This is a genomic window from Streptomyces sp. NPDC050508, assembly GCF_040655155.1.
In the GTDB taxonomy this organism is placed as follows: Bacteria; Actinomycetota; Actinomycetes; order Streptomycetales; family Streptomycetaceae; genus Streptomyces.
Genome location: NZ_JBFAJJ010000014.1, coordinates 143,304 through 168,441 on the forward strand (window position 1 = coordinate 143,304; position 25,138 = coordinate 168,441).

Sequence of the window (25,138 nt, forward strand, 5' to 3'; positions counted from 1 at the left end):
TCAGTCCCATTCCAGGCCGCCGCGCCGCCATACGTACGCGTACGCGACGAAGACGGTGAGCACGAAGAGCAGCATCTCCACGAGCCCGAAAACACCCAGGGCGTCGAAGGTGACGGCCCAGGGGTAGAGGAAGACGATCTCGATGTCGAAGACGATGAAGAGCATCGCCGTCAGGTAGTACTTGATGGGGAAGCGCCCGCCGCCGGCCGGCGTGGGGGTCGGCTCGATGCCGCACTCGTACGCTTCGAGCTTGGCCCGGTTGTAACGCTTCGGACCGATCAGCGTGGCCATGACCACGGAGAAGATCGCAAAGCCTGCCCCGAGGGCTCCCAGTACGAGGATGGGCGCATACGCGTTCACCGCTCCTCGCTCCTCTCAGTCGGCACTGACTGCTGGCGATGGCTCGGGCCCGGACCCGCCGCACGCCCCGCAACTCCCGCCCGTCCCGGCGAAGATCGCGAACATGTGAAGCAGGTCACAAGCCCAACTGCTCCGCATCTTATGCCCGCCGCTCTGTGATCTGCGACACGGGGTATTACACAAGCTTTGTGATCTCCACCACCCGACGAAGGATCATCGAGTCGGATGACCGGCGATCTTCGCACGTGAAGCGTCCAAGTGATCACCAGAGGTGACATTTTCGCCCGTCATCGCAGGCCGAGGGCAGCGTCTCAATATCAAGAGACTTCCCTTGCATGCAAATTGGAGTTGGACGCGACGGCTTGATAGTGGAAGCCCGTTCACACGTCGGGAGGAGTCGCGCGGCACGGTGTGGACGCGTGCACACATTCACGAAGTCACCCGCTCGCGGTACCCACGCGAGACGCACGCATTCCGGTAACCGTTCCGTGACCTCCACCACACTCATGAGAGGCGCATGAGAACGGGGCTTGGCCACCTGTCCCAACAGGTGGTAGGCGCCGGGCAATTCGGGCGTACCGATGAAAGACCGTGATCACGGGCCGGATCGCCCAGGTCCGCAATGTCCGTTACGGCGTCAATAAGGAACGACACACCCGGGGTTCATGGTGCGCATTGAACAATTGTGGCGCAGCACACGTTTCTTGAAGGTATGGAGGAGCCCCTGATACCGGTTGGTCTCATGTCCCACACCGCTCACATACGCAGCCACCGGAAACCCCGCCGCAGCGCGACGACGAACATCGCCGTGCGGGCCGGAGTTGCCGGTGGCGTTCTCAGCATGGCGGCGGCTGGTGCAGCCTCGGCCAACGCTGCCGAGACGACGCAGACCCTGCAACTGCCCACCCTGACGGCCGACCTGTCCACGCAGGTCGCCCAGTCCGCGGAGGCCACGCAGCAGGCCGCAGCCAACTACCAGCTGCAGGCCGAGCGTGACACGGCCGCCGCAAACGCCGCGAAGCAGGCGAAGGCGGACCTCGCGGACGCCAAGAAGAAGGCGGAGGCCAAGAAGAAGGCCCAGGAAGCCGCTCGCAAGGCCGCTGCGGCGCAGGCAGCCTCACGCAGCTCCGAGAGGACCACCCTGGCCTCTACGGCGACCACGAGCGCCTCCACGAGCACCAGCTCGTCGACGGCGACCGGTTCGGCCGCGACCATCGTGGCCTTCGTGAAGGCCCAGATCGGCAAGTCCTACGTCCTGGGCGCCACCGGCCCCAGCGCCTACGACTGCTCCGGACTCGTCGGAGCCGCCTTCAAGCAGGTCGGCATCAGCCTGCCGCGCGTCTCCCAGGACCAGTCGACCGCCGGTACTCAGGTGTCCCTGAGCAACCTGCAGGCCGGCGACATCCTGTACTGGGGCAGCGCCGGCAGCGCCTACCACGTGGCGGTGTACGTGGGCGACGGCATGTTCGTCGGCGCGCAGAACCCCTCCACCGGCATCGTGGAGAGGCCGCTGTCGTACGACCCGCCGACCGGCGCGGTGCGGGTGCTCTGAGCCCCGCACTCACCGCCGTACGGAACAAGGCCGCTGCCGCTCGGGGGCAGCGGCCCCTCCGTCGTATCCCGGCGGGTTATCCGAGGTCGAAGGTGTTGGGCAGGCCCAGTCGGTAGCGCACCTCGTCGACGCGCTTGAGGGGCTCCATCTCCGGCGGCCGGTACAGCTCCCAGATCCGGCAGCGCTCGGTGTCCGAATTGTCCGCCTCCAGAAGGGCGTTGACGGCCCGTCGCGCCGACTCGTTGGCGCCTTCCATGGTCGCGAGGTCCACGTCGGTGCGGACGTAGTCGCCCGCGAGGAAGAAGTTCGGCACCGCGGTCTTCGCCGACGGGCGGTTGTAGAGCGTGCCCGTGGGGTGGATGAGGAGTTGTTCGCGGTTCTGCGGGTCGGGGCCGCCGAGGCCCGTCACCGCCGGGTCCATGAACCAGCCGAGCCGGTCGTCGTCGGTGAGGGTCGTCTTGCCGGAGTCGTTCAGGGCGTCCTTGAGCTGGGCCCAGAGTTCGGCGACGATCTCGTCCTTGGTGCACTCCCTGGCCGTCTTGCCGTACAGGATGCCGGGCTTGTCCCACTCCGAGATGATCGTGGACAGGCAGTCGTGGGCACGTCCGTCGCCGTAGTCGGCGGAGAAGTCGCGTCCGTCCCAGAACTGGGCCTGGCCGACGGCCGTCACCGACCAGGGTGAGTCGAGGCAGTTGACGTGGCCGTGCACGACGGGGGTGGGCGTGCGCAGGTAGAACATGACGCCGGTCATCCAGTCCGTCCGCAGCGCGTCGCATCTGGCGAGTTGCGGGTCGGCGGCGCGCAGGGCCTTGCCCCACGTCACGCGCGCGTGCTCGACCGGAAGCGCGGAGACGTAGTGGTCGGCGGTGACCGCGCGCTCCTGGCCGCCGTCGCGTGCGGACACCCGTACGCCGGTCACCCGGCCACCCTCGTAGACGACCTCGTTCACCTGCGTGCCGGTCACGAACTCGACGCCCAGCGCGCGCAGATGGGTCTCCCAGGGGTCGATCCACGCCTCACTGGTCGGGGAGTTGAGGACGCGGTCGATGTCGGCGTCGCCGTCCAGGCCCTGGCCGAGCAGGCCCCAGAGGATCAGGGCCTCGATGATGACGCGGCCGACCGTGCGTGTGGACGCAACCTCCGCGCGCGTGGCGACGAGGTTGCGGGTCTGGCCGATGCCGAGGAGTGTCCGGTACTCCTCGCTCATCTCCTCGGCCCGGATGAAGTCCCACCAGGTGACCTTCTCCCACTGGTCCTCGCGGCGGGCGTCGCAGCTGGTGAGGTGGACGAGGAGCCGGTCGGCGAAGTAGGCGGCCTCGTGGGCGGGGAGACGGGTGCCCAGGTCCAGGACGGACAGCAGCTGGTCGCGGATCCAGGACGGGGTGATGTCGCCGGGGGCGGGCGGGGTGGTGACCCGGCGCAGCGGGAAGTGCAGGTCGGGGCGGCCCGAGGCGCGGGCGAACAACTCCTCGGTGCCGCCCCGGAGGTTGTCGTGGACGCCGTTCGCGTTGCCCGCGACGGGGATGCGCCGCATGGTGTCCGGCAGGTTCCGGTAGAAGCCGGGGAAGAAGCGGAAGCCGTGTTCGCCGGGGAGGGGTTTGCGGCCACCGGCCGCCGTGCCCGGGACGTCCATCGAGCGGGCCTTGCCGCCGAGGATGTCGTAGTACTCGTAAACGGTGACGGCGTAGCCGCGTTCGGCGAGTTCGTGGGCGGCGCTGAGGCCCGAGACGCCGCCGCCGAGCACGGCGACGGTCTTGCCGGAGGCGGCGTTCGCCCTTGCGGCCGGCCATAAGGCGAGGGCGCCGGCCACTCCCCCGGTAGCGGCCAGAAAGTGTCTGCGGGAGCGTCCGAAGTTCTCCTGCGGCTGCTGAGCGCGCTCTGTTGTCATGAATACGGGAGGGTAGGGAGGGGTCACGGAAGGCCGGAACCCCGAGTCCCGATCACCCACAGCATCCTCACCATCACAAGGAGACACACACATGCCACGCGTGTTCGTACAAGGCAGGCCCGTCGACTCGTATCCGCGCCCCGCTCCCGAGGCCAGCCGCGGCTCGGTGCGACGCGTCACCGAGGTCGGTGAAGAGGTCCTGCACCGGCCGTCCCGGGACGTGACCGAGTTCGGTCCCGACCTCGCCGCGCTCATCGACGACATGTTCCTCACCATGTACGTCGCCGAAGGGGCCGGCCTCGCGGCCAATCAAGTGGGCGTGGATCTGCGCCTGTTCGTGTACGACTGCCCCGACGACGACGGCGTCCGGCATGTCGGACACATCGTCAACCCGGTCCTCGACCCGCTCGACCCGGCCGGGCGCCGGCTGCTCGACGAGGGCGAGGGCTGCCTGTCCGTGCCGGGCGCGATGATGGACGTACCGCGTCCGGACCGGGCCGTGGTGCGCGGGCTCGACAAGGACGGCGACCCGCTGGTGATCGAGGGCACGGGGTACTTCGCGCGCTGCCTCGCCCACGAGACCGACCACGTCAACGGCCAGGTGTACCTGGACCGGCTCTCCAAGCGGGACCGCAAGGAGGCGCTGCGGCAGGTGGCGGACCGGCGCGACGAGGTGTTCGCCCGCCGGGCCGCCAAGACAGCCGCACTTAGCAGCTGATCGCGCCCGAGCCCAGAGCCGACCCTACGGCTACGCCTTCGGCGCCACCTTGCTCAGCCCGTTGATGATCCGGTCCATCGCGTCGCCGCCCGTGGGATCGGTGAGGTTGGCCAGCATTTTCAGGGTGAACTTCATCAGCAGGGGGTGCGTCAGGCCGCGCTGGGCCGCGATCTTCATGACCTTCGGGTTGCCGATGAGCTTCACGAAGGCGCGGCCCAGCGTGTAGTAGCCGCCGTAGGTGTCCTTGAGGACCCGCGGGTAGCGCTGCAGGGCGAGTTCGCGGCTCGCCGGGGTCGGGCGGGCGTGGGCCTGGACGATGACGTCGGCGGCGATCTGGCCGGACTCCATGGCGTAGGCGATGCCCTCGCCGTTGAAGGGGTTCACCAGGCCGCCGGCGTCGCCGACCAACAACAACCCCTTCGTGTAGTGGGGTTGACGGTTGAAGGCCATCGGGAGGGCGGCGCCGCGGATCGGGCCGGTCATGTTTTCGGGGGTGTAGCCCCAGTCCTCGGGCATGGACGCGCACCAGGCCTTCAGCACCTCGCGCCAGTCCAACTCCTTGAAGGAGTCGGAGGTGTTGAGGACACCGAGGCCGACGTTCGAGGTGCCGTCGCCCATGCCGAAGATCCAACCGTAGCCGGGCAGCAGGCGGTCCTCGGCGCCGCGGCGGTCCCACAGTTCCAGCCACGACTCCAGGTAGTCGTCCTCGTGGCGGGGCGAGGTGAAGTAGGTGCGGACCGCGACGCCCATCGGGCGGTCCTCGCGGCGGTGCAGGCCCATCGCAAGGGAGAGGCGGGTGGAGTTGCCGTCGGCGGCGACCACCAGGGGCGCGTGGAAGGTGACTTCGCGTTTCTCGTCGCCGAGCTTGGCGTTGACGCCGGTGATACGGCCGGTGCGCTCGTCGACGATCGGGGCGCCGACGTTGCAGCGCTCGTAGAGGCGGGCGCCGGCCTTCTGGGCGTTGCGGGCGAGCTGCTCGTCGAAGTCGTCGCGCTTGCGGACGAGGCCGTAGTCCGGGAAGGAGGCGAGTTCCGGCCAGTCCAGCTGGAGTCGTACGCCTCCGCCGATGATGCGCAGGCCCTTGTTGCGCAGCCAGCCGGCCTCCTCGGAGATGTCGATGCCCATGGCCACGAGCTGCTTGGTGGCGCGCGGGGTGAGTCCGTCGCCGCACACCTTCTCGCGCGGGAACTCGGTCTTCTCCAGCAGGAGTACATCGAGTCCGGACTTGGCGAGGTGGTAGGCGGTGGCGGAGCCGGCTGGCCCCGCGCCGACGACGATCACATCGGCGGTGTTTTCGGAGAGGGGCTCGGTCACGGCGGGATCTCCCCAAGTTCGAAATCTGCGTGCCGACCGGCACTGGACATGGGCAGTCTATTCAGCGCCACTGATCACCAGGCTGAAGGGCTGCCCCGTGAACCGAGCTCTCCCCGCAGTACGGCTCCGTGTCCCGACCGACGAGGACGCCGTCGCCTGGCACCGGGCCTTCGACCACCCCGACGTCATGGAGTTCCACGGCGGGAAGTCCGCCGAGCTGTCCGTCTACGAGGAGCTCACCGCACGCCAGCGCCGGCACGACGCGGAGCGCGGTTTCTGCCTGTGGACGATGCTCGACGACTCCGACCGGGTCATCGGCTTCACCGGCGCCCAGCCCTGGCCGCAGGACTGGGGACCGAAGGGTGAGATCGAGATCGGCTGGCGGCTGGGGCGGGAGTTCTGGGGCCAGGGGTATGCGACCGCGGCGGCCGAGACGACCCTGGAGCGGGTGCGGGCGGCCGGGGTGCCGAGCGTGGTGGCGATGGTCCTGGCCCGCAACACCCGGTCGATCGCGGTGACGAGACGGCTGGGCATGCACCTCGCCGAGGTCTTCACCACGCCCTCGCGCGAGGAGGAGGGCCACTGCTACCGGCTCGTTCTGTAACTCAGAGTAACTATCAGCTACAGAACGACACTTGGCGCTTCCGGTCGGGACCGGACCGGGGTTACCCTTCCGGTACCGCTGGGGGTGACATCTGTGCGCTTAACACCCAAACCACCCGAAGTGCGCGTGCCACGGCTCGTCGGCCTGATGGCCGTGGACGCGCGCGAGACGGCCCAGTCGCGCGGGCTGTTCATCAACTCACCGGACCGGCCCGACTTCCATCTCGCCGTCGTCGACTACGTCGTACGGCAGTATCCGCAGCCCGACGCCGAGGTGCCGCGGGACTCCGTCGTCTACGTGTGGTTCGACTTCGGTGAGGGGGACGGCGGGGGCGGTATGCGTGAGCCGCGCGTCCCCCGGCCGCCGAGCGGTGGGATGCAGCGCGAGTTGGACGAGCCGCCGGGCGACGCGTTCTTCGAGGTGCTCAGGTAGTGGGCGGAGCCCCCGTCAGGCCTGCTTGAAGCCCCGGTGCAGGGCCACGATTCCGCCGCTCAGGTTGCGATAGGCGACCTTGGACCAGCCGGCCTTGCGGAGTCGCTCGGCCAGTGCGGGCTGGTCGGGCCAGGCGCGGATGGACTCGGCGAGGTAGACGTACGCGTCCGGGTTCGAGGAGACGGTGCGGGCGACCGGCGGCAGCGCGCGCATCAGGTACTCGGTGTAGACCGTGCGGAAGGGCGCCCAGGTCGGGTGTGAGAACTCGCAGATCACTACCCGGCCGCCGGGCTTGGTCACCCGGTACAGCTCGCGCAGCGCGGTGTCCGTGTCCTGGACGTTGCGCAGCCCGAAGGAGATGGTCACGGCGTCGAACGTGTCGTCCTTGAACGGCAGCTTGGTGGCGTCGCCGGCCGTGAGCGGCAGCCAGGGGTGGCGCTTCTTGCCGACCTGGAGCATGCCGAGGGAGAAGTCGCAGGGGACGACGTAGGCGCCGCTGCGGGCGAAGGGGAGGGACGAGGTCGCCGTACCGGCTGCCAGGTCGAGGATCTTCTGCGCGGGGCGGGCGTCGACCGCCTTGGTGACCTCCTTGCGCCATCGGCGGTCCTGGCCGAGCGACAGCACGTCGTTGGTGAGGTCGTACCGTTCCGCCACGTCGTCGAACATCGAGGCGACTTCGTGCGGCTGCTTGTCCAGGGATGCGCGGGTCACGGGCCCATTGTGGCAGTACGGGCCGGGCGCACCGAAGGCGCCCGGCCCGTACTGCCCTCTTTGTAAAAGAAGCTCACCCCGGCAGCAGCTGGGGTTTCTTCTTCGCCGCCACGTCCTCCACCCAGCCGCAGAGCACGATGAAGACGGCGATGAGAATCCAGCCGATGCCGAACATGAACCACTGGCTCTCCAGCGGCAGCCACTTCTCGAAGGCGGGCACCTTCCAGAACTGGTCGGTCAGCGGCACCGCCAGCACCAGCGCGATCTCGTGCCAGAGATAGATGGTCACGGCCCGCGAGTTGAAGATCGTGACGATCCGGTCGAGCTTCTTGAAGCGGGTCAGCCAGGCGAAGTCGATGTTGAAGTAGGCCTTGGCCCACATCAGCAGCATCACGTAACCGGCCGACCAGTAGGTCTGGGCGAGCGGGCTCTCGTCCAGGTCGTAGGTGCCGCCGGCCTCCGCCTGGTGCGTGAAGGCGTACCAGCCGCCGAAGACGATCGCGGCGATCGACAGCGTGACCACCAGGAAGGGCTTCAGCTTCTGGAGCACTCCGTCGCGGTGCGCGAAGCCGAGGATCCAGCAGAAGAGGTACGTCGACAGGTCCCACAGCGCGTTGCCGAAGCGGTTGTCCGGCCCGGACCACACGAACTTCAGGACCACGATCGGCACGAGCGTCAGCAGCAGCACCGGGATCGGCGCCTTGCGGAAGATCCACAGCAGCACCGGCGACAGCATCACGAACCAGAGGTACGTCCGCAGGTACCAGAGGATCTCCCAGGCCTGCGTGCCCCAGGCGTTGCCCGGCGGGTCACCGACGGGCACGATCCAGAAGACGATCTGCCAGCCCGGCATCCAGTCGTGGATCATCATCGCCAGGAGCACGAAGAAGCCCCAGAACCAGAACGGCGGCAGCAGCCTCCGCATCCGGCTCTTGACCACCTTGAACGGCGGCCGCTCCAGCGACTTCGCCATCAGCGTCCCGGCCAGCCCGAACATGATCCCCATCGAGGGGAACACCATCCCGCACCAGGCCCACCCGAAGGTGTGGTAGGTCACGACCCGGATCAGCGCGACGGCCCGCAGGGTGTCGAAGTACCGGTCCCGGCCCGCCGGTTTGGGCGCGGGTTCCGGCTCGGGAGCCTCCTCTCCCACCTTCTCGGCAAGCGGCTCCGGCTCGGGCTCCGGCTCCAACTCCGGTTCTACGACGGGAAGAGGAGCCGTGGCGTACACCGGCTGCCCGTAGTCGACGTACTGCGGAGGCTGTTGCTGCTGTTGATACGGGTACGGCGACGGTTGCTGCGGCTGGCCGTACGGCTGAGGCTGCCCGTACCCGTCGTAGCCGTACGGCTGTTGGGGCTGTTGCGGTTGCCCGTAGCCGCCGCCGTATCCCTGCTGTTGCTGTTGCTGTTCCCAGGTCATCAGCTCGCCCCCGCCGGTGTGCCGACCTCGCCGGTGCGCTTGAGTTTCTGCCAGCGCAGCCGGCCGCCGGTCAGGGCGGTGATGCTGGAGTGGATGAGGACCAGGTACATCATCTGGCGGTAGGCCAGTTGCTGGAGCGGCATCATCAGCAGGTAGCGGTACTTCTCCCGGTCCAGCCTGAACGCGTAGGCCGCGCACAGGAGTTGGATGCCGAGCACCGCGAACCACATCGCGAGGGACGCCCAGAAGTCGACGAAGATCATCGAATAGACGGTGAAGACGTCGATCAGCGGGGCGAAGACCGGCGTGATGATCTGGAAGATGACCACCAGAGGCATGCCGACCCGGCCGAAGCGGCCCGAAGGACCCTTGTCCGTAAGGGACTTGCGGTGCTTCCACAGGGCCTGCATGGTGCCGTAGGACCAGCGGTAGCGCTGCGACCAGAGTTGCTTGAGCGAGGCTGGGGCCTCGGTCCAGGCCTTGGCGTGCTCCTGGTAGACGACGCGCCAGCCCTCGCGGTGCATGGCGATGGTGATGTCGGTGTCCTCGGCGAGGGTGTCCTCGCTCATGCCGCCGACCTGGAGGACCGCCTCGCGGCGGAACGCGCCGATAGCGCCCGGGATGGTGGGCATGCAGCGCAGCAGGTCGTACATGCGGCGGTCGAGGTTGAAGCCCATCACGTACTCGATGTGCTGCCAGGCGCCGATGATCGTGTTGCGGTTGCCGACCTTGGCGTTGCCCGCGACCGCGCCGACCTCGGGGTCGGCGAAGGGCTGCACGAGGTGTCGTACGGTGTCGGGTTCGAAGACGGTGTCGCCGTCCATCATCACGACGATGTCGTAACTCGCGCTGCGCACACCGTTGTTGAGGGCGGCGGGCTTGCCCGCGTTCTCCTGGCGGATGACCCGGACGTTCGTCATGCCGAAGGAGCGGGCCGCCTCGCGGGCGATCTCGGAGGTGCCGTCCGAGGAGCCGTCGTCGACGACGATGACCTCGATCGGGTGGGTGCTCTTCGCCAGCGACTCAAGGGTGTTGGCGATGCACTCCTTCTCGTTGTACGCCGGGACGATCACGGTCACCGGGCGGGTGACGGTCGGTCCCCAGCTGAACCGGCGTTTGTTGCGCTGTCTGTAGTGGCGCCGGGCGAGGATCAGCATCATCCCGAAGCGGCTCATGACCGCGACGCCGACGACGGTGAGGCCCGCCGCAAGTCCCGGCACCACCCACTCGGCGACGGTGACGGCGTAGATGAGCGCCTTGCCCTCGTAGAGGGTCATGCCGGTGGCCTCGCGGTGGGCGCCCTGGAGGACCGAAGTCCGCCTGCTGCCGGAGCCGTTGCCCGTACCGGAGCCGTTGGTTCCGCCCGCGCCGCCGACGGCCGAGTCGACCGGGGTCTGGCCGTTGGCCGCGCCTGTGCCGGCGGTGCCGGCGGGTGCCCCGGACTGCGCGGCGGAAGGTGCCGCGGACGGCTGGGCGCCTGCCTCGACGTTGCCGGTGCTCGTACCGGCAGCCGCACCCGTGCTCGTGACGGGCCGCGCGCCGGAGTTGTTCTTGGCGATGGCGCCGCTCACCGTGGTGAACGTGTAGCCCTTCGCCTTCATCTTCTCGATGTACTTGGGCAGCGCCTTCATGGTCTGCGAGCGCACACCACCGGCGTCGTGGAAGAGCACCGAGGAGCCCGAAGTCCCGGACGGCGTCGCCCACTTGATGATCTTCGCGACGCCGGGCTGCTTCCAGTCGTCGCTGTCGGTGTCGACGAAGACGCTGGTGTAGCCGGAGGCGCCGAGCTTCTTGTAGACGGGGTAGCTGTAGTTGTCGATGGCGTCCGTCTCCGAGGAGTACGGCGCGCGGAACAGCGTCGTCGTGATGCCGGCCGCGCCCGCGAGCGCGAGCTGCGTCTGTTCCATCTCCCGCTTGATGCGGGCGTCGCTCTGGTAGGAGAGGTCGACGTGGGTGAAGGTGTGGATGCCCACCTCTTCGCCCTGCGCGACCATCTGCTTCACGATGTCCGGGTAGCGCGAGACCATCGAGCCCACCAGGAAGAACGTGCCCGGCACGTCGTACTTCTTGAGGATCTTCAGGACCGTGGGCGTGTAGGTGGGGTTCGGACCGTCGTCGAAGGTGAGGACGATGGTCTTCTTCGGGATGGTCTGGGTGACCGGCTTGCCGTTGCGGAAGGTCAGGATCGGGCCGCCGTTGAGCACCTTGTCGGGCACCTTGCTGGCGCTCGCGCCGTCCCGGACGCGCTCGTCGCCGCCGACTTCCGCGCGCAGGTAGCCGTCGAGCAGCATCACGCAGGTGAGGCCGAGCAGAAGCAGCAGGGCGAGGATCACTCGCGGTCGCTGGAGGGCGGCGGCCTTGCCGGCCGCGCGCTCCATCCGAGTGGGGGCGCGTCGGCGCCCGCGCGAAGAAGTCGTCGTAGTCATGGCTGCGGAGGCGCTCCGGTCAGTGTGCGGTGGCTGAGGAGGACGGGGCCGCACCCGTGGGGCGCGCCGAGGGGATGTCGGTCGGAGCGCCGGTCGGAACACCGGAGGGCGCTACGCCGCCTCTGCCTCCGCCGGGGGCGTTGCCGCCACCGGGGGCCGAACCTGCCTGACCGCCGCCGAACGGCAGCAGCGAGGAGGGATTGAGGGAGATGCCCCAGCCCATGAACGCCATGCCGAGTACGAACGCGTACCCGAGGCAGACGGTGCCCATGAGGAGGCCGATCCGGCGCAGCACCTTTGACCGGCGGCCGGAGTTGTCAACGAACACGGGACCTTCAGCGGACCCGTTGCCGGCTTTGCGGCGGCGACCCCGCGCAGAGGCGCGGTTTTCGATGGCGGACTCGGATTGCATTCCCCAGACATTAGGCCGCCTTTATGTGACCAAAACTCTGATTCTCTTGTGAGCCCGCCCAGAGAAACTCCGCAACCTGTGCAGTCCCTTAGAGAACCCAGGAAAAGCCTTATGAGCGGCCGGTGTCAGTAGTGTCCCCAATTTTCCGGTTCGCCGCCCGGCTTGACCGTTTCGCGCATCGATACCCGTGGGTTTCCTATGTTTTTTCTGTCTTCGTGAGACACAGCCCCATGTGCTTCATTTAGCCTTCGGAAACCGACTCTGTTTCCATCCTGAGACAGAAATCACCGTCCCGAGACGGAAAGGGTGCATGCTCAATGAGGAGTTTCCTGAAACCGGCGGCCGGGCTCACCTGCTTGTTTGCCCTCGCGGTCACCGGCTGCTCCTCCAGCTCCGGTGACTCGTCGGACTCGGCCCCGAAAACAACGCCGAAGGCCAGTACGACCCCCTCCGAAAGCGCCTCTTCGACGCCCTCGTCGAGCACGTCCTACGCCCCGTACGTCAGCGTCGCAACTGCCGCGGACACGGACAGCGCGGGGTCCCCGTCGACGTACAACCTCTCCTTCGCCATCGCCAAGGGGAGCACCTGTACGCCGGAGTGGAACGGTACGACCGCGATCGACAACTCGGCGGTGAAATCCAGGATCTCGGCGCTCAAGACGTCCGGGGCCACCGTCCGGGTCTCCTTCGGCGGGGCCTCCGGCAAGGAGCTGGCGGAGACCTGCACCAGCGCGACCGCCCTCGCGAAGGCCTACGGCGAGGCGCTGGACGCGGCCGGTTCGGCGCAGGCCGACTTCGACATCGAGGGCGACGCGCTGACGGACTCCACGTCGGTCGCCCTGCGCTCCAAGGCGATAGCCCTGCTCCAGAAGGAGCGCAGCGACCTCAAGGTCTCCTTCACGCTCCCCGTGATGCCGTCCGGCCTCGACTCCGACAGCCTGGCGCTGCTGGAGTCCGCCAACGACAACGCGGTCGCGGTCTCCACGGTCAACATCATGACCATGAACTACGGCGAGTCGTACACCGGCGACATGGGCGACTACGCGATCACGTCTGCTACGGCCACGCACACCCAGTTGAAGAAGGTGTTCGGGTTGTCGGACGCGGGGGCCTGGCAGGGGATGGCGCTCACGTCGATGATCGGGGTGAACGACGTCTCCGGTGAGACGTTTTCCCTCTCGGATGCGGCGCAGGTGCGGGCGTTTGCCGAGTCGAAGGAGGTCGCGTGGGTGTCGATGTGGTCGACGTTTCGGGATCAGCAGTGTGAGAGCGGGTCGTCTGATGATGACGCGGCGACTGATTGCAGTGGGGTGACGCAGTCTGCGGGGGCGTTCGGGGAAGCGTTTGCCGGGTGACGGGTGCGTTGCCGGGTGACGGTTCGTTGTGGCTGGTCGCGCAGTTCCCCGCGCCCTCAAAGGCAACGCCCTTAGCGGCGTCTGTGAACTAGCCGACCCGCACACACCGTTGCGATGCAGGTGCCGGCCTCGTCGAATACGGCCAGGTCGGCTCGGCCAAGGTCTGAAAGGGCCGTAGGGCGTGGGGCGGCCAGGATCACGACATCGTTCCGCTGCGCCGCCGCCCGAAGTTCGGGTGAGTCGACGTGTTCCGCCAGGACAGCGGTCGCGCCCGTCTTCAGTACGGCGTGGATGCGTTCACGTGGGCTCGGGGCGTCCGGGAGGGGGCCCTCGTGGATGCGGGCCGGGCCCAGGACGCCCGGCCAACTCCGCACCCGTGCGCCGGGAAAGCGGTCCTGGATCTCCGCCAGTGTCCCGACACCCGCGACCCGGGCACCCTCGACGGCGACGGCCCCGCCCTCGTCCGCCGTGTGAATCGTCAGCACAACAGGCCTAGTTGGCGGACAGGAGCTTCAACTCCGGGTGAGCCGTGCCGCCTTCGATCGCCGTCGACGAGATGTGGGACATCACCCGCTCGTCGACGGGGTCGTTCGCCGGGTCGTCGTGGACGACGATGTGCTCGTACGTCGTGGTCCGCTGGGCGGGGACGCGGCCCGCCTTGCGGATGAGGTCGATGATCTCCATGCGGTTGGAGCGGTGCTTGGCACCGGCCGAGGAGACGACGTTCTCCTCCAGCATGATCGAGCCGAGGTCGTCCGCGCCGTAGTGCAGGGAGAGTTGGCCGACCTCCTTGCCCGTCGTCAGCCAACTGCCCTGGATGTGGGCGACGTTGTCCATGAAGAGGCGGGCGATGGCGATCATGCGCAGGTACTCGAAGAGCGTGGCCTGCGTGCGGCCCTTCAGGTGGTTGTTCTCGGGCTGGTAGGTGTACGGGATGAAGGCCCGGAAGCCGCCCGTGCGGTCCTGTACGTCACGGATCATCCGCAGGTGCTCGATGCGCTCGGCGTTGGTCTCGCCGGTGCCCATGAGCATGGTGGACGTGGACTCGACGCCCAGGTTGTGCGCCGCCTCCATGATCTCCAGCCAGCGCTCGCCGGACTCCTTGAGGGGCGCGATGGCCTTGCGGGGGCGGGCGGGGAGCAGCTCGGCACCGGCGCCGGCGAAGGAGTCGAGGCCGGCCGCGTGGATCCGGCTGATGGCCTCCTCGACCGACACCCCGCTGATCCGGGCCATGTGCTCGACCTCGGACGCGCCGAGGGAGTGGATGACCAGCTGGGGGTAGGCGCCCTTGATCGCGGCGAAGTGCTTCTCGTAGTACTCGACGCCGAAGTCCGGGTGGTGTCCGCCCTGGAACATGATCTGCGTGCCGCCGAGTTCGACGGTCTCCGCGCACCGGCGCAGGATGTCGTCGAGGTCCCGCGTCCAGCCCTTGGCGGTGTCCTTGGGCGCGGCGTAGAAGGCACAGAACTTGCACGCCGTGACGCACACGTTCGTGTAGTTGATGTTCCGCTCGATGATGTACGTCGCGATGTGCTCCGTACCCGCGTACCGACGCTTGCGTACGGCGTCGGCGGCGGCGCCGAGCGCGTGCAGCGGGGCGTCGCGGTAGAGGTCGAGGGCCTCTTCGGGGGTGATGCGCCCGCCCTCGGCGGCACGGTCGAGGACGGACTGAAGCTCGGCCTTCTCGGTCACCGGGAGGTCCCTTTCGTCAAGGGTTGCGGGCGGGCAAGGGTTGCTTGCGGACCTTGTCAGCCTACGCCAGCGGATTTCCCGCCCCCACCTCAGGCCGTGTACGCGCCGACCAGCAGCCCGAGGAAAGCACCGGCGAGCAGAAACGGGCCAAAGGGGACGACGATCGCCCGGCCGTCCCGCCGTCTCCGGGCCGCGAATCCCCCGTAGATCGCCCTGAGCAGGAACCCCGCGAGCGCGCCCAGCATCACCGTCGGCCACCCGTACCACCCGAGCACGGCCCCGGTCGCGACCGCGAGCTTCACCTCACCGAGCCCCAGACCGCCACCACCCTCACCATCACCATCTCCGCCGGAGTCGATACGGCTCAGCGCGAAGTACCCCGCGCCGAGCGCGAGGGCGCCGCGTACCGCGGTCGTCCAGTGACCGGCGTGCTCGGGCACGAGGGTGACGACGCCGAGGAGGGCGAGGGCGGCACCGGCGAGGGGAAGTGCCGCCCTCGGCGCCGCCACCGCGACGGGCGCGAGCAGCAGCCAGACCGCCAGCTCGGGCCGCGTACCGGTGGCGGCGGCGAGGGCGACGCACAACAGGACGACGAGGAGCGCGGTACCGACACCGCGCCGGCCGACCCGCGCCACCACCGCCCCCGCACCGGCGCCCCACACCCCCGCGAGGGCGATCAGCAGCTGGTCGTAGTCCACTGGACGGCTACCGGCTACCGGCTACTTGACCTTGGACAGTCGCGCGGTCGGGGAGCCCTCGGCGGAACTGTCCGACAGGTACTTGAGGTCGTCGCCGACGGGGGTGAGGGTGACTGTGTGGGCGGCCTGGTTGCAGACGTCTCGGTTCGATGTCGCGCCCGCGGCCGAGGCGACGAGCCGGGTCTTCGTCACCTGCTTCAGGGTCAGTATGTCGTCGCAGACGCCGCCGAGTTGGTCGGTCTGGCGGAGGATGCCCAGCCGCTGCCCCACGCCCACCTTGGCGATCGTGATCCGGAAGGTCCCGTCGGGGAGCGTGCCGTTGAGGGCGGTGCCCTCGCCCTGCCAGGTGCCGAGGTAGGAGTCGGGGATGGACGGGAGCGGGGTGCCCACGGTCGCGGACGGCGCACTGGTCGGCACGCTGCTCGTCGTACCTCTCGGCGTGCTGCTCGTCGTAGCGCCCGGCGTCTGCTTGGAGGCGGAGCCCGCGGAGGTGTCCGTGCCCTTCTCGCCCGGCAGCATCGAGTACAGGGCGAGCGGCACCAGGACCACCGCGGCGAACCCGGCGACGACCACCACGAGTGTGCAACTGACCCTGCGCCTCCGCCGGTTGCCGTCCGGAGCCGCCGTGGCGCCGACGGAGACGGACACCTTCCCGGGACGGCGACCTGCCTGCGGCGGAACGGTGTCGTGCGGCGGCGGCGCGTCCCGGAACTCCGGCACGGGCGCGAGGAACGGCGGCGCGGTCGGCGCCGGCGTCTTCGCCCAGTCCACCGAGCCACCCATCACCGGCGGCGGCCCGAACGCCCCGGCACCGCCACCCCCCACCGAGGGACTGCTGAACCCCACCGGCCCCGAAGCCACCCCCTCGGCCACCCCCGCCGCCTCAAGATTCAGCAGCTGTACGGCACTTCGGCTGACCTGCTCGACCAGCGCCCCCGGCAGCCACCCGCCGGCCACCAGCCGAGCCGTCCCGTCGGGAGCGAGCCGCCGGGCCACCTCGCCCGGAGTGGGCCTGGCGGCAGGGTCCTTGGCGAGACACGCGAGGGCCAGCTCCCGCAACTCGCCGTCCATCTCGCCGAGTTCGGGCTCTTCGTGCACAACTCTGTAGAGGAGAGCGGCCGAGGAGTCACCGGGGAAGGGCGACTCGCCGGTGGCCGCGTACGCCAGCACCGCACCCAACGAGAAGACATCCGACGCACCCGTCGCCCCCTTCCCGAGGATCTGCTCGGGGGCCATGTAGCCGGGCGAGCCGACGGAGACGCCGGTGGAGGTGAGGGAGGCCGTGCCGTCGGTGGCGCGGGCGATCCCGAAGTCGATGAGCAACGGCCCGTCGAGGGTGAGGAGCACGTTGGACGGCTTCACGTCCCGGTGCACGAGCCCGAGTTCATGGACGGCCGTCAGCGCCTCGGCCAGCCCCGCGCCCAGCGCCCGTACGGTGGCCGTGGGCAGCGGCCCGCCGTCCGCGACGGCGGCGGAGAGGGAGGGCCCGGCAGCGTAGGCCGTAGCCACCCAGGGCACGGGCGCCTCGGGATCCGCATCCAGCACAGGGGCCGTCCAGGCGCCGCCCACCCGGCGCGCGGCGTCGACCTCGCGGCGGAAGCGGGCGCGGAACTCCTCGTCGAACGCGAAGTGCGGATGCACGATCTTGACCGCGACCGTACGTCCGCCCGCGCTGCGCCCGAGATAGACCCGCCCCATCCCGCCGGCACCGAGCCGGCCGAGCAGCCGGTAGGGCCCCACGACCGTGGGTTCGTCGCCTCCGAGCGGCTGCATGCCGTCCACCCCTCCCCGTACGACTTCCAGCAGGGTAGTGCGCCGTCCCCTCCGCCACTTACGGCTGGAGCAGATCCACGTTCACGTCGGCCGGGAAGCCGGTCGTCGGGCCGACGCGGCGGGCGAACTCGGCGACGGCGGCGAGCTGGGGCGCACCGAAGCGGAAGTCCAGCGTCGTGAAGTACCGCTCCAGGACCGTCTCGTCGAAGTCCTCCCAGCGGGCGGCCTGTTCGGCGACCTTGCCCACCTCCTCCAGGGAGAGGTTGCGGGATTCGAGGAACGCCTCGTGGACCTTGCGGGTGATGACCGGTTCGCGCTCCAGGTAGTCGCGGCGGGCGGCCCACACGGCGAAGACGAACGGCAGCCCGGTCCACTCCTTCCAGAGCGTGCCGAGGTCGTGCACCTCCAGGCCGAAGCGGGGCCCGTCGAGCAGGTTGGCGCGCAGGGCGGCGTCACCGATGAGTACGGCGGCGTCGGCCTCCTGCATCATCAGGCTCAGGTCGGGCGGGCAGGTGTAGTAGTCGGGCTCGACGCCGTAGCGCTCGGCGAGGAGGAGCTGGGCGAGGCGGACGGAGGTCCGGGAGGTGGAGCCGAGGGCGACCCGGCGGCCGTCCAGCTGGTCCAGCGGGACCTGCGAGACGATCACGCAGGACATCACCGGGCCGTCGCAGCCGACGGCGATGTCCGGGAAGGCGACCAGGTCGTCGGCGTTGCGGAGGAACTCGACGAGCGTGATGGGCCCGATGTCGAGGTCGCCCTGCACCAGCTGCTCGCTGAGCTTCTCCGGGGTGTCCTTGGTGAGCTCGAAGTCGAGAAGCGTGCCTGTTCTCGCGAGCCCCCAGTACAGGGGCAGGCAGTTCAGGAACTGGATGTGGCCGACGCGCGGCCGGGTGCGAGAATTGTCCACAACGTGAGGCTAGACCTCATGAGGTACGCTCCATACTTCGGCCCCACAGTCAAGCCCCCGGCGATCTTCAAACGTCCGGGTGATGTGATCTTGGCCTCTATTGCTTTCGGCTGCCCGAGTGCTAGGCTCGCCGCAAGTTGCAGTTTGGTTTCCCTTGCAGTACAGAGCCTGCGGAGCATGTAACCGCGGGCTCTTGTCGTTTTCAGACGTATGCAGTAGTGCGGGACTTGTTTTCACACTTGCAGGGTTCTGGAGCAGGGCAACCCTTTGGGCCCAAGGAGGGCTTATGGCTACCGGAACCGTGAAGTGGTTCAACGCCGAAAAGGGCTTTGGCTTCATCGCCCAAGAAGGCGGAGGCCCCGACGTCTTCGTTCACTACTCCGCGATCAACGCGAGCGGCTTCCGCTCGCTGGAGGAGAACCAAGCGGTCTCCTTCGACGTGACCCAGGGTCCGAAGGGCCCGCAGGCGGAGAACGTCACCCCCGTCTGAGTCACCTGATCGCAGTCCTTCGGTCTCGGAGCCTGGTGCTTTGATCCGGAACAGATAGCAAGACCCAAGGAGCCCCGTGCCGCAAGGCAACGGGGCTCCTGCCTTTGCCTCCGGCGGTTGGGCGGGGCTTGTTGTTGCCGGGTGGGTGTGGTTGGCGCGGCTGGTTGGCGCTGGGCGGGTGTGGTTGGGCTGGCGAGTTGTCGCTGGGCGGGTGGCGTTGGGTCGGCTGGTTGTCGCTGAGTGGGGGCCGTTGGCCGACCGGGGTCGGCGCGAGGGCGTGGGGAGCTCGGCCGGTATTCGGCATTCGTCGGGCAAGCGTCGGAAAGCTCGGCCGCTCGTCGCCGGGCAGGTGTTGTTGGCTTGGCTGGTCTCGTTGGCTCGCCGCTCGTCGCAAGGCAGGTGCCGGAAAGCCTGGTCGGGGGCCGTCGGGAGGATGCGGGAGCCCGTCCGGCGGTCGTCGGGAGGATGCGGGAGGCCGTCCGGTATCGCGGTCGGACAGGTGGCGGGAGGACAGCCGGTCGCCGCCGAGCGGGAGGCGATAAGGCCCGCTGGTCGCCGCCGGGCGGAAGGCGGAAGCCCGGCCCATCGCCGCCGGGGAGCATGCGAGGAACCCGGCCAGTATTGCCGGTCTGGGTCGGACACGGAGCGGAAGCCCGGACCGTGGTCGCCGGGCAGAAGGCGACAGCCTGGCCCATCGCCGCCAGGAGGATGCGAGGAACCCGACCGGTATCGCCTGTGTTGGCCGGACAGGTGGCGGAAGCTCGGCCGGTTACCGTTGGACCGGAGGCGGACGGACCATCGCCACCGGGCAGGTGGTGAAAGCCGGACCGTGGTCGCCAGGCAGAAGGCGGCAGCCCGGACCGTCGCCGCCGGATGAGTGCGGGCAGCCCCAGCCGCTTGTCGCCGGGCAGTGGAGGAAGCCCGGCCTGTTGTCAGTGGGGGTCGGTAGGGTCCCCGGCCATGACATCGACGCCGTCCGCCTCTGCCGAGCCCGACTTCGTGATCACCACCCGGACGTTCTACGACGCCATCGCCGAGGACTACGCCGACCACTTCGCCGGGGAGCGGACCAAGCCGCGGGACTGGACGGTCATGGCGGGCTTCGCCGAGCTGGTGAGCGGCGGGGGCGGGCAGGTCGCGGACCTGGGTTGCGGGCCGGGGCGGTCCACGGCGTTTCTCGCCGCGCAGGGACTGGACGTCTTCGGTCTCGACCTTTCCGAGTCGATGCTCGCGATCGCGCGCCGTGAGAACCCTGGGCTTCGCTTCCGGCAGGGGTCGATGCTGGAGCTGGACATCCCCGACGGGACGCTCGCGGCGGTCGTCTCCTGGTACTCGTCCATCCACACGCCTGTGGACCGACTCCCGTCCCTCTTCGCGGAGTTCCACCGGGTCATCTCACCGGGCGGGTACCTGCTGCTCGCCTTCCAGTCCGGTGATCGGCCCCTCACCCTGGACCAGCCCTTCGGTCACCCGGTGACCCTCGACTTCGAACGTCGGCGACCGGAGCCGATGGGCGAACTGCTCGGAGCGGCGGGGTTCACGCTGAGGTCACGGACCGTGCGGGAAGCGGAGGAGGAACTCGGGGAGTCAGCGCCGCAGGCGTTCCTGATCGCCCGGAAGCCGATGGCCGGTCTGCCGGGCCTGGGCCTGGGTCTCTAGAAAACGGCGGGCGCCGATCTCGCTGGGGTACTCGCGGACGGTGAACACGGCTGCCACCCAGCCGACGCAGCCCGGTGGAGCGGCGGGTCTCGTCCCTCGGGGTGGTTGGAGAAGGGGTCATGTCCCGGAGGGATGCTCCTGCAGCCAGCGACGCGCGCCGACCTCGCTCGGGTATTCGCGGACGGTGGTCCAGGCCGCGAGCCAGCCGACGATGTACGCGGCTACGGCGGGCAGGACGGGCGCCAGAAGCAGCACCATCCAACGGCCGGCGAAGGCCTTGGCGGGGGCCTGCCTGTTGTGCTCGCGCTTGGCCCGGATGGTCTGCGCGGGAGTGGGCGGGTCCAGGAGCGCCTTGCGGTGCTCCCGGCGCTGTTGCACCCAGCCCCAGACGAGGGCCCCGCAGGAAGCGACCCCCGTGGCCCAGTTCCACACGAGGCGCACGGTCGGCAACCACTCGCTGGTGAAGCCGTTGTAGAGCGCAAGCGCGAAAACGCTGACGGCAACCATCAGGATGATCAGGAAGGTGGTCGTGCGGGCGCGGCACAGCCAGTAGAGGGCACCACGCTTGTACCAGGTCCTGCCGAGCTTCGGCAGGGCCGGGATGTCAGCGGGCGTTCCGTGAGTGGGGGCCTCAGAAGATGCTCGTGACGCCATTCCAGATGTCCTTACCCAGTCGTCCGACGTCCTGCCCGGTCTTGTAGCCGACATCCCCGATGCCATGTGCCACACCGCTCACAACCCCGTGGTCATGAATGTCCTCGCTCCAGTGCTCGTGGAAGGCGTGGTCGAGAACGTCTGTCGCGAGGATCGTCGCACCGACCCCGACCACCGCCACGGCCACCGCCCCTTCGACCGGCGCCGCGAACACCGCGAGCGCCCCCGCCGCCACACCCCCCGCAGCCACCCCGACATCCACCGTCACGGAGTGCTGCCACGACCACCCCTTGTCATGGTCGTCCTTCGCCTCCAACACCCCGCACGCGGCCGCCGCCGCAACATCCAGCACGGGAATCTCCTTGAGGAACTCCGGCAGTGCCTCAAGCCCCCTGCCCAGCCGCAACGCGTCCGCCGCGTCGGCCAGTTTGACGTTCAGCAGCCGGTCGTACGGGAGCTTGCTGCTGCCGACGTCGGCGCGGGCGATGGCCTCCTCCAGCGAGTCGACGTTCATGACCGCGTCCCGGTAGGCGCCCTTGGCGGGCAGGTCCTTGGGCAGCCCGCGGCCCGCTTTCTGGTAGGCCTTGCGCTCCGCCCGCATCTCCTTCTTCGCCGTCTGCTCCGCGGCCTTGGCGTCGTCGAGCTGGGCGCGCGCCTCCTTGCCCCCGGCCCGCGCGTCCTCCGCGTCGTAGGCGTACAGACCGCGCAGCGCGTCGGCGATGGTGACCTTGTCGCCGGTCGACACCGGCGCGGTGACCTGGGCGTACAGTCCACGCAGCTTGTCCGCCGCGACCAGCCGGGCATGCTGGGCGGTGTGCATGACCTGCTTGCGGACCGTGTCGTACTCGGTCATCGCGGAGATCGTCTTCTGATCCGCCGCGCCGGGCGGGTTCGCCATGACCATGGGCAGGGGTATGCCCTCGGCCCCCATGGACACACCCTTGCCGGTGGCGACGTGCTCCGCGTTCTGCAGCGCCGTCTCGCACGTGGACAGCGCGTCGGCGAGGGTGCCGAGGATGTCCCCGGCCTCGAACACCAGGCTGGCGAAGGCTCCCGCCGTCAGCGCGTCCTCGCTCCACTTCGAGCGGAACTCCTCCGCCGCGTCGCCCTTCCAGCCCGCGTCGTCGACGAGCGACTCGACGGCATTGGTCACCGGCCGGACGACGTCGTCGAGTTGGTCCTTCGCGTTCTTGTACGTCGTGGCCATCGTGTGCAGCCCGCCGATGTCGCCGCCGACCCAGCTGTCGCCCATGAGTCCTCAGTCCTCCCCCACCATCAGGTCGTCGAACACTCCGTGGACGTCGACGTCGTGCCGGTGGAACGAGTCGCGCGCGTACGCCACCCTGTCGCCGTGGTCGTCCAGCCGGTCGGCGAAACCGGCGTGCAGGCCGAGGATGAGGTGGACGACCTCCTTGATGGCGTCGTCGAGACCCGCGTCCCCGCCGCTCACCACGGGCGGGGAGACCTGGGGTCGCAGCTTCCGGTAGTCGGTGGCCTGGTCGTGGAAGGTCGTGGCCATCGACGTGAGGTCGCTCAGCACCGCCTTGAAGTCGGCCGACATCAGCGCACCTCCCGCGCGAGGGCGGCCAGGTCGGCCGGCCGCCAGTTGGGCGGCCCCGGGGCGACCTCCGGGTCGAGGACGACGGTGCCTCCCCGCTCGCCCATCGCCTCGGCGAGCGGCCCGATCGAGGTCCCGACCCACGGCTGGGCCTCGCCGAACGCGGCCACGAGCTTCTCCACCGTGCTGAAGGCGTAGGCCGCGGTGTGGTGCGCGGGATGCTCGAAGAGCTCGTAGACGACGAACGGCACGCGGACCGGCCGCCCGTCCTCGTCCACGGCATCGACGTACCGGGGATGAGCGGGCACGAAGACGGCGGTCTCGTACGACGGCACACCAGGCTTGGGCCCCGGCCGCCCCTCCGATGCCGGGCGGGCCGGCGGCTCCGCCTCCGCGAGGTCGAGCAGACTCGACCGACGCGGCTCGGGCACCCCCGCCGCTACCGGCCCCTGTGTGTAGTCAAGAAGGCGTGAACGGTTCGGCTCCCCCACCGCCGTCTCCTCTTCCCCGTTGGTCCTCGTGGTCACTGTGGACGTATTCGCGCCATCACAGTAGCCACGGGACCAACGCCCAAATCCGGCTATGTCAGGCCCCGGAACCCGTTGCATGCGCAATGCATACGGCCGCTTGGCCCCGGCCCGGGCATCCCTTGACCGGGCGATGACCAGACCGGAGCACCGGCGCTACAGCGCCCCCGCCAGATCCAGCGCCGCCACATACCCGAACGTCATCGCCGGACCGATCGTCGAGCCCGCGCCCGCGTAGCTGTGCCCCATCACCGCCGCACTCGCGTTCCCCGCCGCGTACAGGCCGGGGATCACCGAACCGTCCGCCCGCAGCACCCGCGCCCGTGCGTCCGTGCGCATGCCGCCCTTGGTGCCGAGGTCGCCGGGGACGATGCGGAAGGCGTAGTACGGGGGCAGCCAGAGCGGGGCGAGGCAGGAGTTGGGGAGGATCGACGGGTCCGTGTAGTAGTGGTCGTACGTGCTGTCTCCGCGCCCGAAGTCGGTGTCCTTGCCGCTCGCCGCAAGGGAGTTGAAGCGGCTCACCGTCGACCGGAGGGCTGCCGCCGGGACGCCGATCGACGTGGCCAGGGCGTCCAGTGTCCACGCCTTGTACGCCGCGCCCGAGCTGTACCAGTCGTCGGGGAACGTGAACGTCGGGAGGACGTCCTTGAAGAGGTAGCGGTTGCGGTAGTTCTGGTCGACGATCAGCCAGGCCGGGATGTCGGGGGCGGCGGCGTTGCGGTCGTACATGATGTGGACGACGTCGCTGTACGGCGCGGCCTCGTTGACGAAGCGGGAACCGGCCTGGTTGATCAACAGACCGCCGGGGAGGGTGCGTTCGGCGAGGCAGAAGTACGGGTCGCCGGGGATCGGGATGGTGGGGCCCCACCAGGCGTCGTCCATCAACGCCACTGCCGCGCCCGCCCGTTGGCCCGCCTGGATGCCGTCGCCGGTGTTCTCCTTCGCGCCGACGGTCCAGTCCGTGCCGATGGGCCGGCGCTGGTACTGGGCGCGCATGGCCGCGTTGTGCTCGAAGCCGCCGGAGCCGACCACCACCCCGCGCCGGGCGCGCACCAGTCCGGCGGCACCGGCCCGGGTGACGACGGCTCCGGTGACGGCTCCGCCCTCCAAGTAGAGGTCGGTGAGCGGGGTGTTGAGCCACACCGGCACCTGCGCGGACTGGAGTCCGGCGCGCAGGCCGGCGGCGAGGGACTGGCCCATGGTGAGCGGCTTCTGGCCGAGCAGGGCGGCCTTGGTGCCCCGGGCCAGGCACTCGGTGGCGACGGCCGCTCCCTTGACGCTCACCGCGGCCAGGTCGAGCCACTTGTAGTCGGCGCTGAAGACGACCATGCCGGACGGGACGGCCAGGTACGGCGGGTTGAGGTTGGCGAGTTCGGTGCCGAGGATGTTGCCGTCGAGCTGATCGGGTTCTATGGAACGGCCGTTGGGGAGCCCGCCCGGCAACTCCGGGTAGTAGTCGCTGTATCCCTCCATCCAGCGGAAGCCCAGCGGGCTGTTCGCCATCACGAAGGAGATCATGGCGGGGCCGTGGGAGAGGAAGGACTGCTGACGGTCGGCGGGGACGTCGGCGCCGACGACCGCGGCGAGGTAAGTGGCGGCCTTGGCGGGGGTGTCGGGGACTCCGGCCGCCAGGATCACCGGGTTGTTGGGGATCCAGATCCCGGCCCCCGAGCGGGCCGCCGAGCCCCCGAACGTCGGCGCCTTCTCGACCACCACACAGCTCAGGCCCTGCTTGGCGGCGGTCAGCGCGGCCGTCATCCCGGCCGCTCCCGCACCGATCACCACGACGTCGTAGGTGCCGAGGAGGGGGAGGTCCGCGGCGTGGGCCGCGTGCGGGAGCCCGGCGGCGACGGCGAGCGCGGCGACCGCACCACCGGCCAACACGCGTCTTCTGCCCGGGAGTTCCGCATGTGCGTCCGTGCTCGGGGTCATGGCCGCTCCAGCCCGACGGGGAATGGGCTGGGAATGTCGCGCGGGGGTCTTGTGAA

At 69.3% G+C, this 25,138-nt stretch carries 24 protein-coding genes; 7 read left to right on the plus strand and 17 right to left on the minus strand.

Annotated elements, in window-relative coordinates; translation table 11 throughout:
* A complete protein-coding gene (locus tag AB0I69_RS34185) occupies positions 1–360 on the minus strand; it encodes an NADH-quinone oxidoreductase subunit A (protein ID WP_007383963.1) in 360 nt (119 codons plus the stop codon).
* 742 nt (positions 361–1,102) lie between these two features.
* Between AB0I69_RS34185 and AB0I69_RS34190 the strand changes: the two genes are divergently transcribed.
* Complete coding sequence (locus AB0I69_RS34190; RefSeq protein ID WP_363099600.1) at positions 1,103–1,912, plus strand: C40 family peptidase; 810 nt, start codon at positions 1,103–1,105, stop codon at positions 1,910–1,912.
* Between the two features lie 76 nt (positions 1,913–1,988).
* On the opposite strand, the gene AB0I69_RS34195 is transcribed toward AB0I69_RS34190, so the two are convergent.
* A complete protein-coding gene (locus AB0I69_RS34195) occupies positions 1,989–3,800 on the minus strand; it encodes an FAD-dependent oxidoreductase (protein WP_363099601.1) in 1,812 nt (603 codons plus the stop codon).
* 91 nt (positions 3,801–3,891) lie between these two features.
* On the opposite strand from AB0I69_RS34195, the gene def reads away from it, so the two are divergent.
* The gene (gene def / locus AB0I69_RS34200) at positions 3,892–4,518 is read left to right on the plus strand and encodes a peptide deformylase (RefSeq protein WP_363099602.1); all 627 of its coding nucleotides are present in this window, start codon (positions 3,892–3,894) and stop codon (positions 4,516–4,518) included.
* Positions 4,519–4,548: 30 nt separating this feature from the next.
* Here the strand turns inward: def and AB0I69_RS34205 are convergent, their stop codons facing one another.
* Entirely contained in the window at positions 4,549–5,832 is a 1,284-nt protein-coding gene (locus AB0I69_RS34205) for a geranylgeranyl reductase family protein (RefSeq protein WP_363099603.1), read from the minus strand.
* Positions 5,833–5,929: 97 nt separating this feature from the next.
* On the opposite strand from AB0I69_RS34205, the gene AB0I69_RS34210 reads away from it, so the two are divergent.
* Together AB0I69_RS34210 and AB0I69_RS34215 are read left to right on the plus strand one after the other, a co-directional pair.
* Entirely contained in the window at positions 5,930–6,436 is a 507-nt protein-coding gene (locus tag AB0I69_RS34210; RefSeq protein ID WP_363099604.1) for a GNAT family N-acetyltransferase, read from the plus strand.
* Between the two features lie 120 nt (positions 6,437–6,556).
* Positions 6,557–6,868, plus strand: coding sequence for a PASTA domain-containing protein (locus AB0I69_RS34215; RefSeq protein WP_363099605.1), 312 nt, complete (start codon positions 6,557–6,559; stop codon positions 6,866–6,868).
* A 15-nt stretch (positions 6,869–6,883) separates the two neighbouring features.
* Here AB0I69_RS34215 and AB0I69_RS34220 read toward each other — a convergent pair whose 3' ends face one another.
* From AB0I69_RS34220 to AB0I69_RS34235, 4 genes are all read right to left on the minus strand, one after another.
* A complete protein-coding gene (locus AB0I69_RS34220; protein ID WP_363099606.1) occupies positions 6,884–7,579 on the minus strand; it encodes a demethylmenaquinone methyltransferase in 696 nt (231 codons plus the stop codon).
* Between the two features lie 73 nt (positions 7,580–7,652).
* A complete protein-coding gene (locus tag AB0I69_RS34225) occupies positions 7,653–8,999 on the minus strand; it encodes an acyltransferase (protein ID WP_363099607.1) in 1,347 nt (448 codons plus the stop codon).
* Positions 8,999–11,425 (minus strand): bifunctional polysaccharide deacetylase/glycosyltransferase family 2 protein, encoded by a 2,427-nt coding sequence (locus tag AB0I69_RS34230; RefSeq protein WP_363099608.1) that lies wholly within the window; start codon positions 11,423–11,425, stop codon positions 8,999–9,001. The genes AB0I69_RS34225 and AB0I69_RS34230 overlap by 1 nt, the downstream gene beginning before the upstream one ends.
* 19 nt (positions 11,426–11,444) lie before the next feature.
* Complete coding sequence (locus AB0I69_RS34235) at positions 11,445–11,753, minus strand: hypothetical protein (RefSeq protein WP_363099609.1); 309 nt, start codon at positions 11,751–11,753, stop codon at positions 11,445–11,447.
* Between the two features lie 401 nt (positions 11,754–12,154).
* On the opposite strand from AB0I69_RS34235, the gene AB0I69_RS34240 reads away from it, so the two are divergent.
* Positions 12,155–13,192 carry a chitinase gene (locus AB0I69_RS34240; RefSeq protein ID WP_363099610.1) on the plus strand — a complete coding sequence of 346 codons (1,038 nt, stop codon included), beginning with the start codon at positions 12,155–12,157 and terminating at the stop codon, positions 13,190–13,192.
* 71 nt (positions 13,193–13,263) lie between these two features.
* On the opposite strand, the gene AB0I69_RS34245 is transcribed toward AB0I69_RS34240, so the two are convergent.
* The 5 genes from AB0I69_RS34245 to AB0I69_RS34265 form a co-directional block, all read right to left on the minus strand.
* The gene (locus AB0I69_RS34245) at positions 13,264–13,677 is read right to left on the minus strand and encodes a hypothetical protein (protein WP_363099611.1); all 414 of its coding nucleotides are present in this window, start codon (positions 13,675–13,677) and stop codon (positions 13,264–13,266) included.
* Positions 13,678–13,684: 7 nt separating this feature from the next.
* The gene (gene mqnC / locus AB0I69_RS34250; protein ID WP_363099612.1) at positions 13,685–14,884 is read right to left on the minus strand and encodes a cyclic dehypoxanthinyl futalosine synthase; all 1,200 of its coding nucleotides are present in this window, start codon (positions 14,882–14,884) and stop codon (positions 13,685–13,687) included.
* An 89-nt stretch (positions 14,885–14,973) separates the two neighbouring features.
* Positions 14,974–15,582 carry a hypothetical protein gene (locus AB0I69_RS34255; protein ID WP_363099613.1) on the minus strand — a complete coding sequence of 203 codons (609 nt, stop codon included), beginning with the start codon at positions 15,580–15,582 and terminating at the stop codon, positions 14,974–14,976.
* A 21-nt stretch (positions 15,583–15,603) separates the two neighbouring features.
* The gene (locus AB0I69_RS34260) at positions 15,604–17,355 is read right to left on the minus strand and encodes a serine/threonine-protein kinase (protein ID WP_363099614.1); all 1,752 of its coding nucleotides are present in this window, start codon (positions 17,353–17,355) and stop codon (positions 15,604–15,606) included.
* 58 nt (positions 17,356–17,413) lie between these two features.
* A complete protein-coding gene (locus AB0I69_RS34265; RefSeq protein WP_363099615.1) occupies positions 17,414–18,262 on the minus strand; it encodes a menaquinone biosynthesis protein in 849 nt (282 codons plus the stop codon).
* 286 nt (positions 18,263–18,548) lie between these two features.
* Here AB0I69_RS34265 and AB0I69_RS34270 point away from each other — a divergent pair, with 286 nt between their 5' ends.
* Together AB0I69_RS34270 and AB0I69_RS34275 are read left to right on the plus strand one after the other, a co-directional pair.
* Positions 18,549–18,752, plus strand: a complete 204-nt coding sequence (locus AB0I69_RS34270; protein ID WP_003998944.1) for a cold-shock protein — start codon at positions 18,549–18,551, stop codon at positions 18,750–18,752.
* A gap of 960 nt (positions 18,753–19,712) precedes the next feature.
* Positions 19,713–20,411: a methyltransferase domain-containing protein gene (locus AB0I69_RS34275; RefSeq protein WP_363099616.1), complete on the plus strand. Its 699-nt coding sequence runs from the start codon at positions 19,713–19,715 to the stop codon at positions 20,409–20,411.
* 117 nt (positions 20,412–20,528) lie between these two features.
* Here the strand turns inward: AB0I69_RS34275 and AB0I69_RS34280 are convergent, their stop codons facing one another.
* From AB0I69_RS34280 to kstD, 5 genes are all read right to left on the minus strand, one after another.
* Positions 20,529–21,065, minus strand: coding sequence for a hypothetical protein (locus tag AB0I69_RS34280; RefSeq protein ID WP_363099617.1), 537 nt, complete (start codon positions 21,063–21,065; stop codon positions 20,529–20,531).
* Entirely contained in the window at positions 21,043–22,317 is a 1,275-nt protein-coding gene (locus AB0I69_RS34285; RefSeq protein ID WP_363099618.1) for a hypothetical protein, read from the minus strand. The genes AB0I69_RS34280 and AB0I69_RS34285 overlap by 23 nt, the downstream gene beginning before the upstream one ends.
* 6 nt (positions 22,318–22,323) lie before the next feature.
* Positions 22,324–22,626 (minus strand): DUF6317 family protein, encoded by a 303-nt coding sequence (locus AB0I69_RS34290; RefSeq protein WP_363099619.1) that lies wholly within the window; start codon positions 22,624–22,626, stop codon positions 22,324–22,326.
* A complete protein-coding gene (locus AB0I69_RS34295; RefSeq protein ID WP_363099620.1) occupies positions 22,626–23,114 on the minus strand; it encodes a hypothetical protein in 489 nt (162 codons plus the stop codon). The genes AB0I69_RS34290 and AB0I69_RS34295 overlap by 1 nt, the downstream gene beginning before the upstream one ends.
* Positions 23,115–23,306: 192 nt before the next feature.
* Positions 23,307–25,082: a 3-oxosteroid 1-dehydrogenase gene (gene kstD / locus AB0I69_RS34300; protein ID WP_363099621.1), complete on the minus strand. Its 1,776-nt coding sequence runs from the start codon at positions 25,080–25,082 to the stop codon at positions 23,307–23,309.
* Between the last annotated feature and the right edge of the window lie 56 nt (positions 25,083–25,138).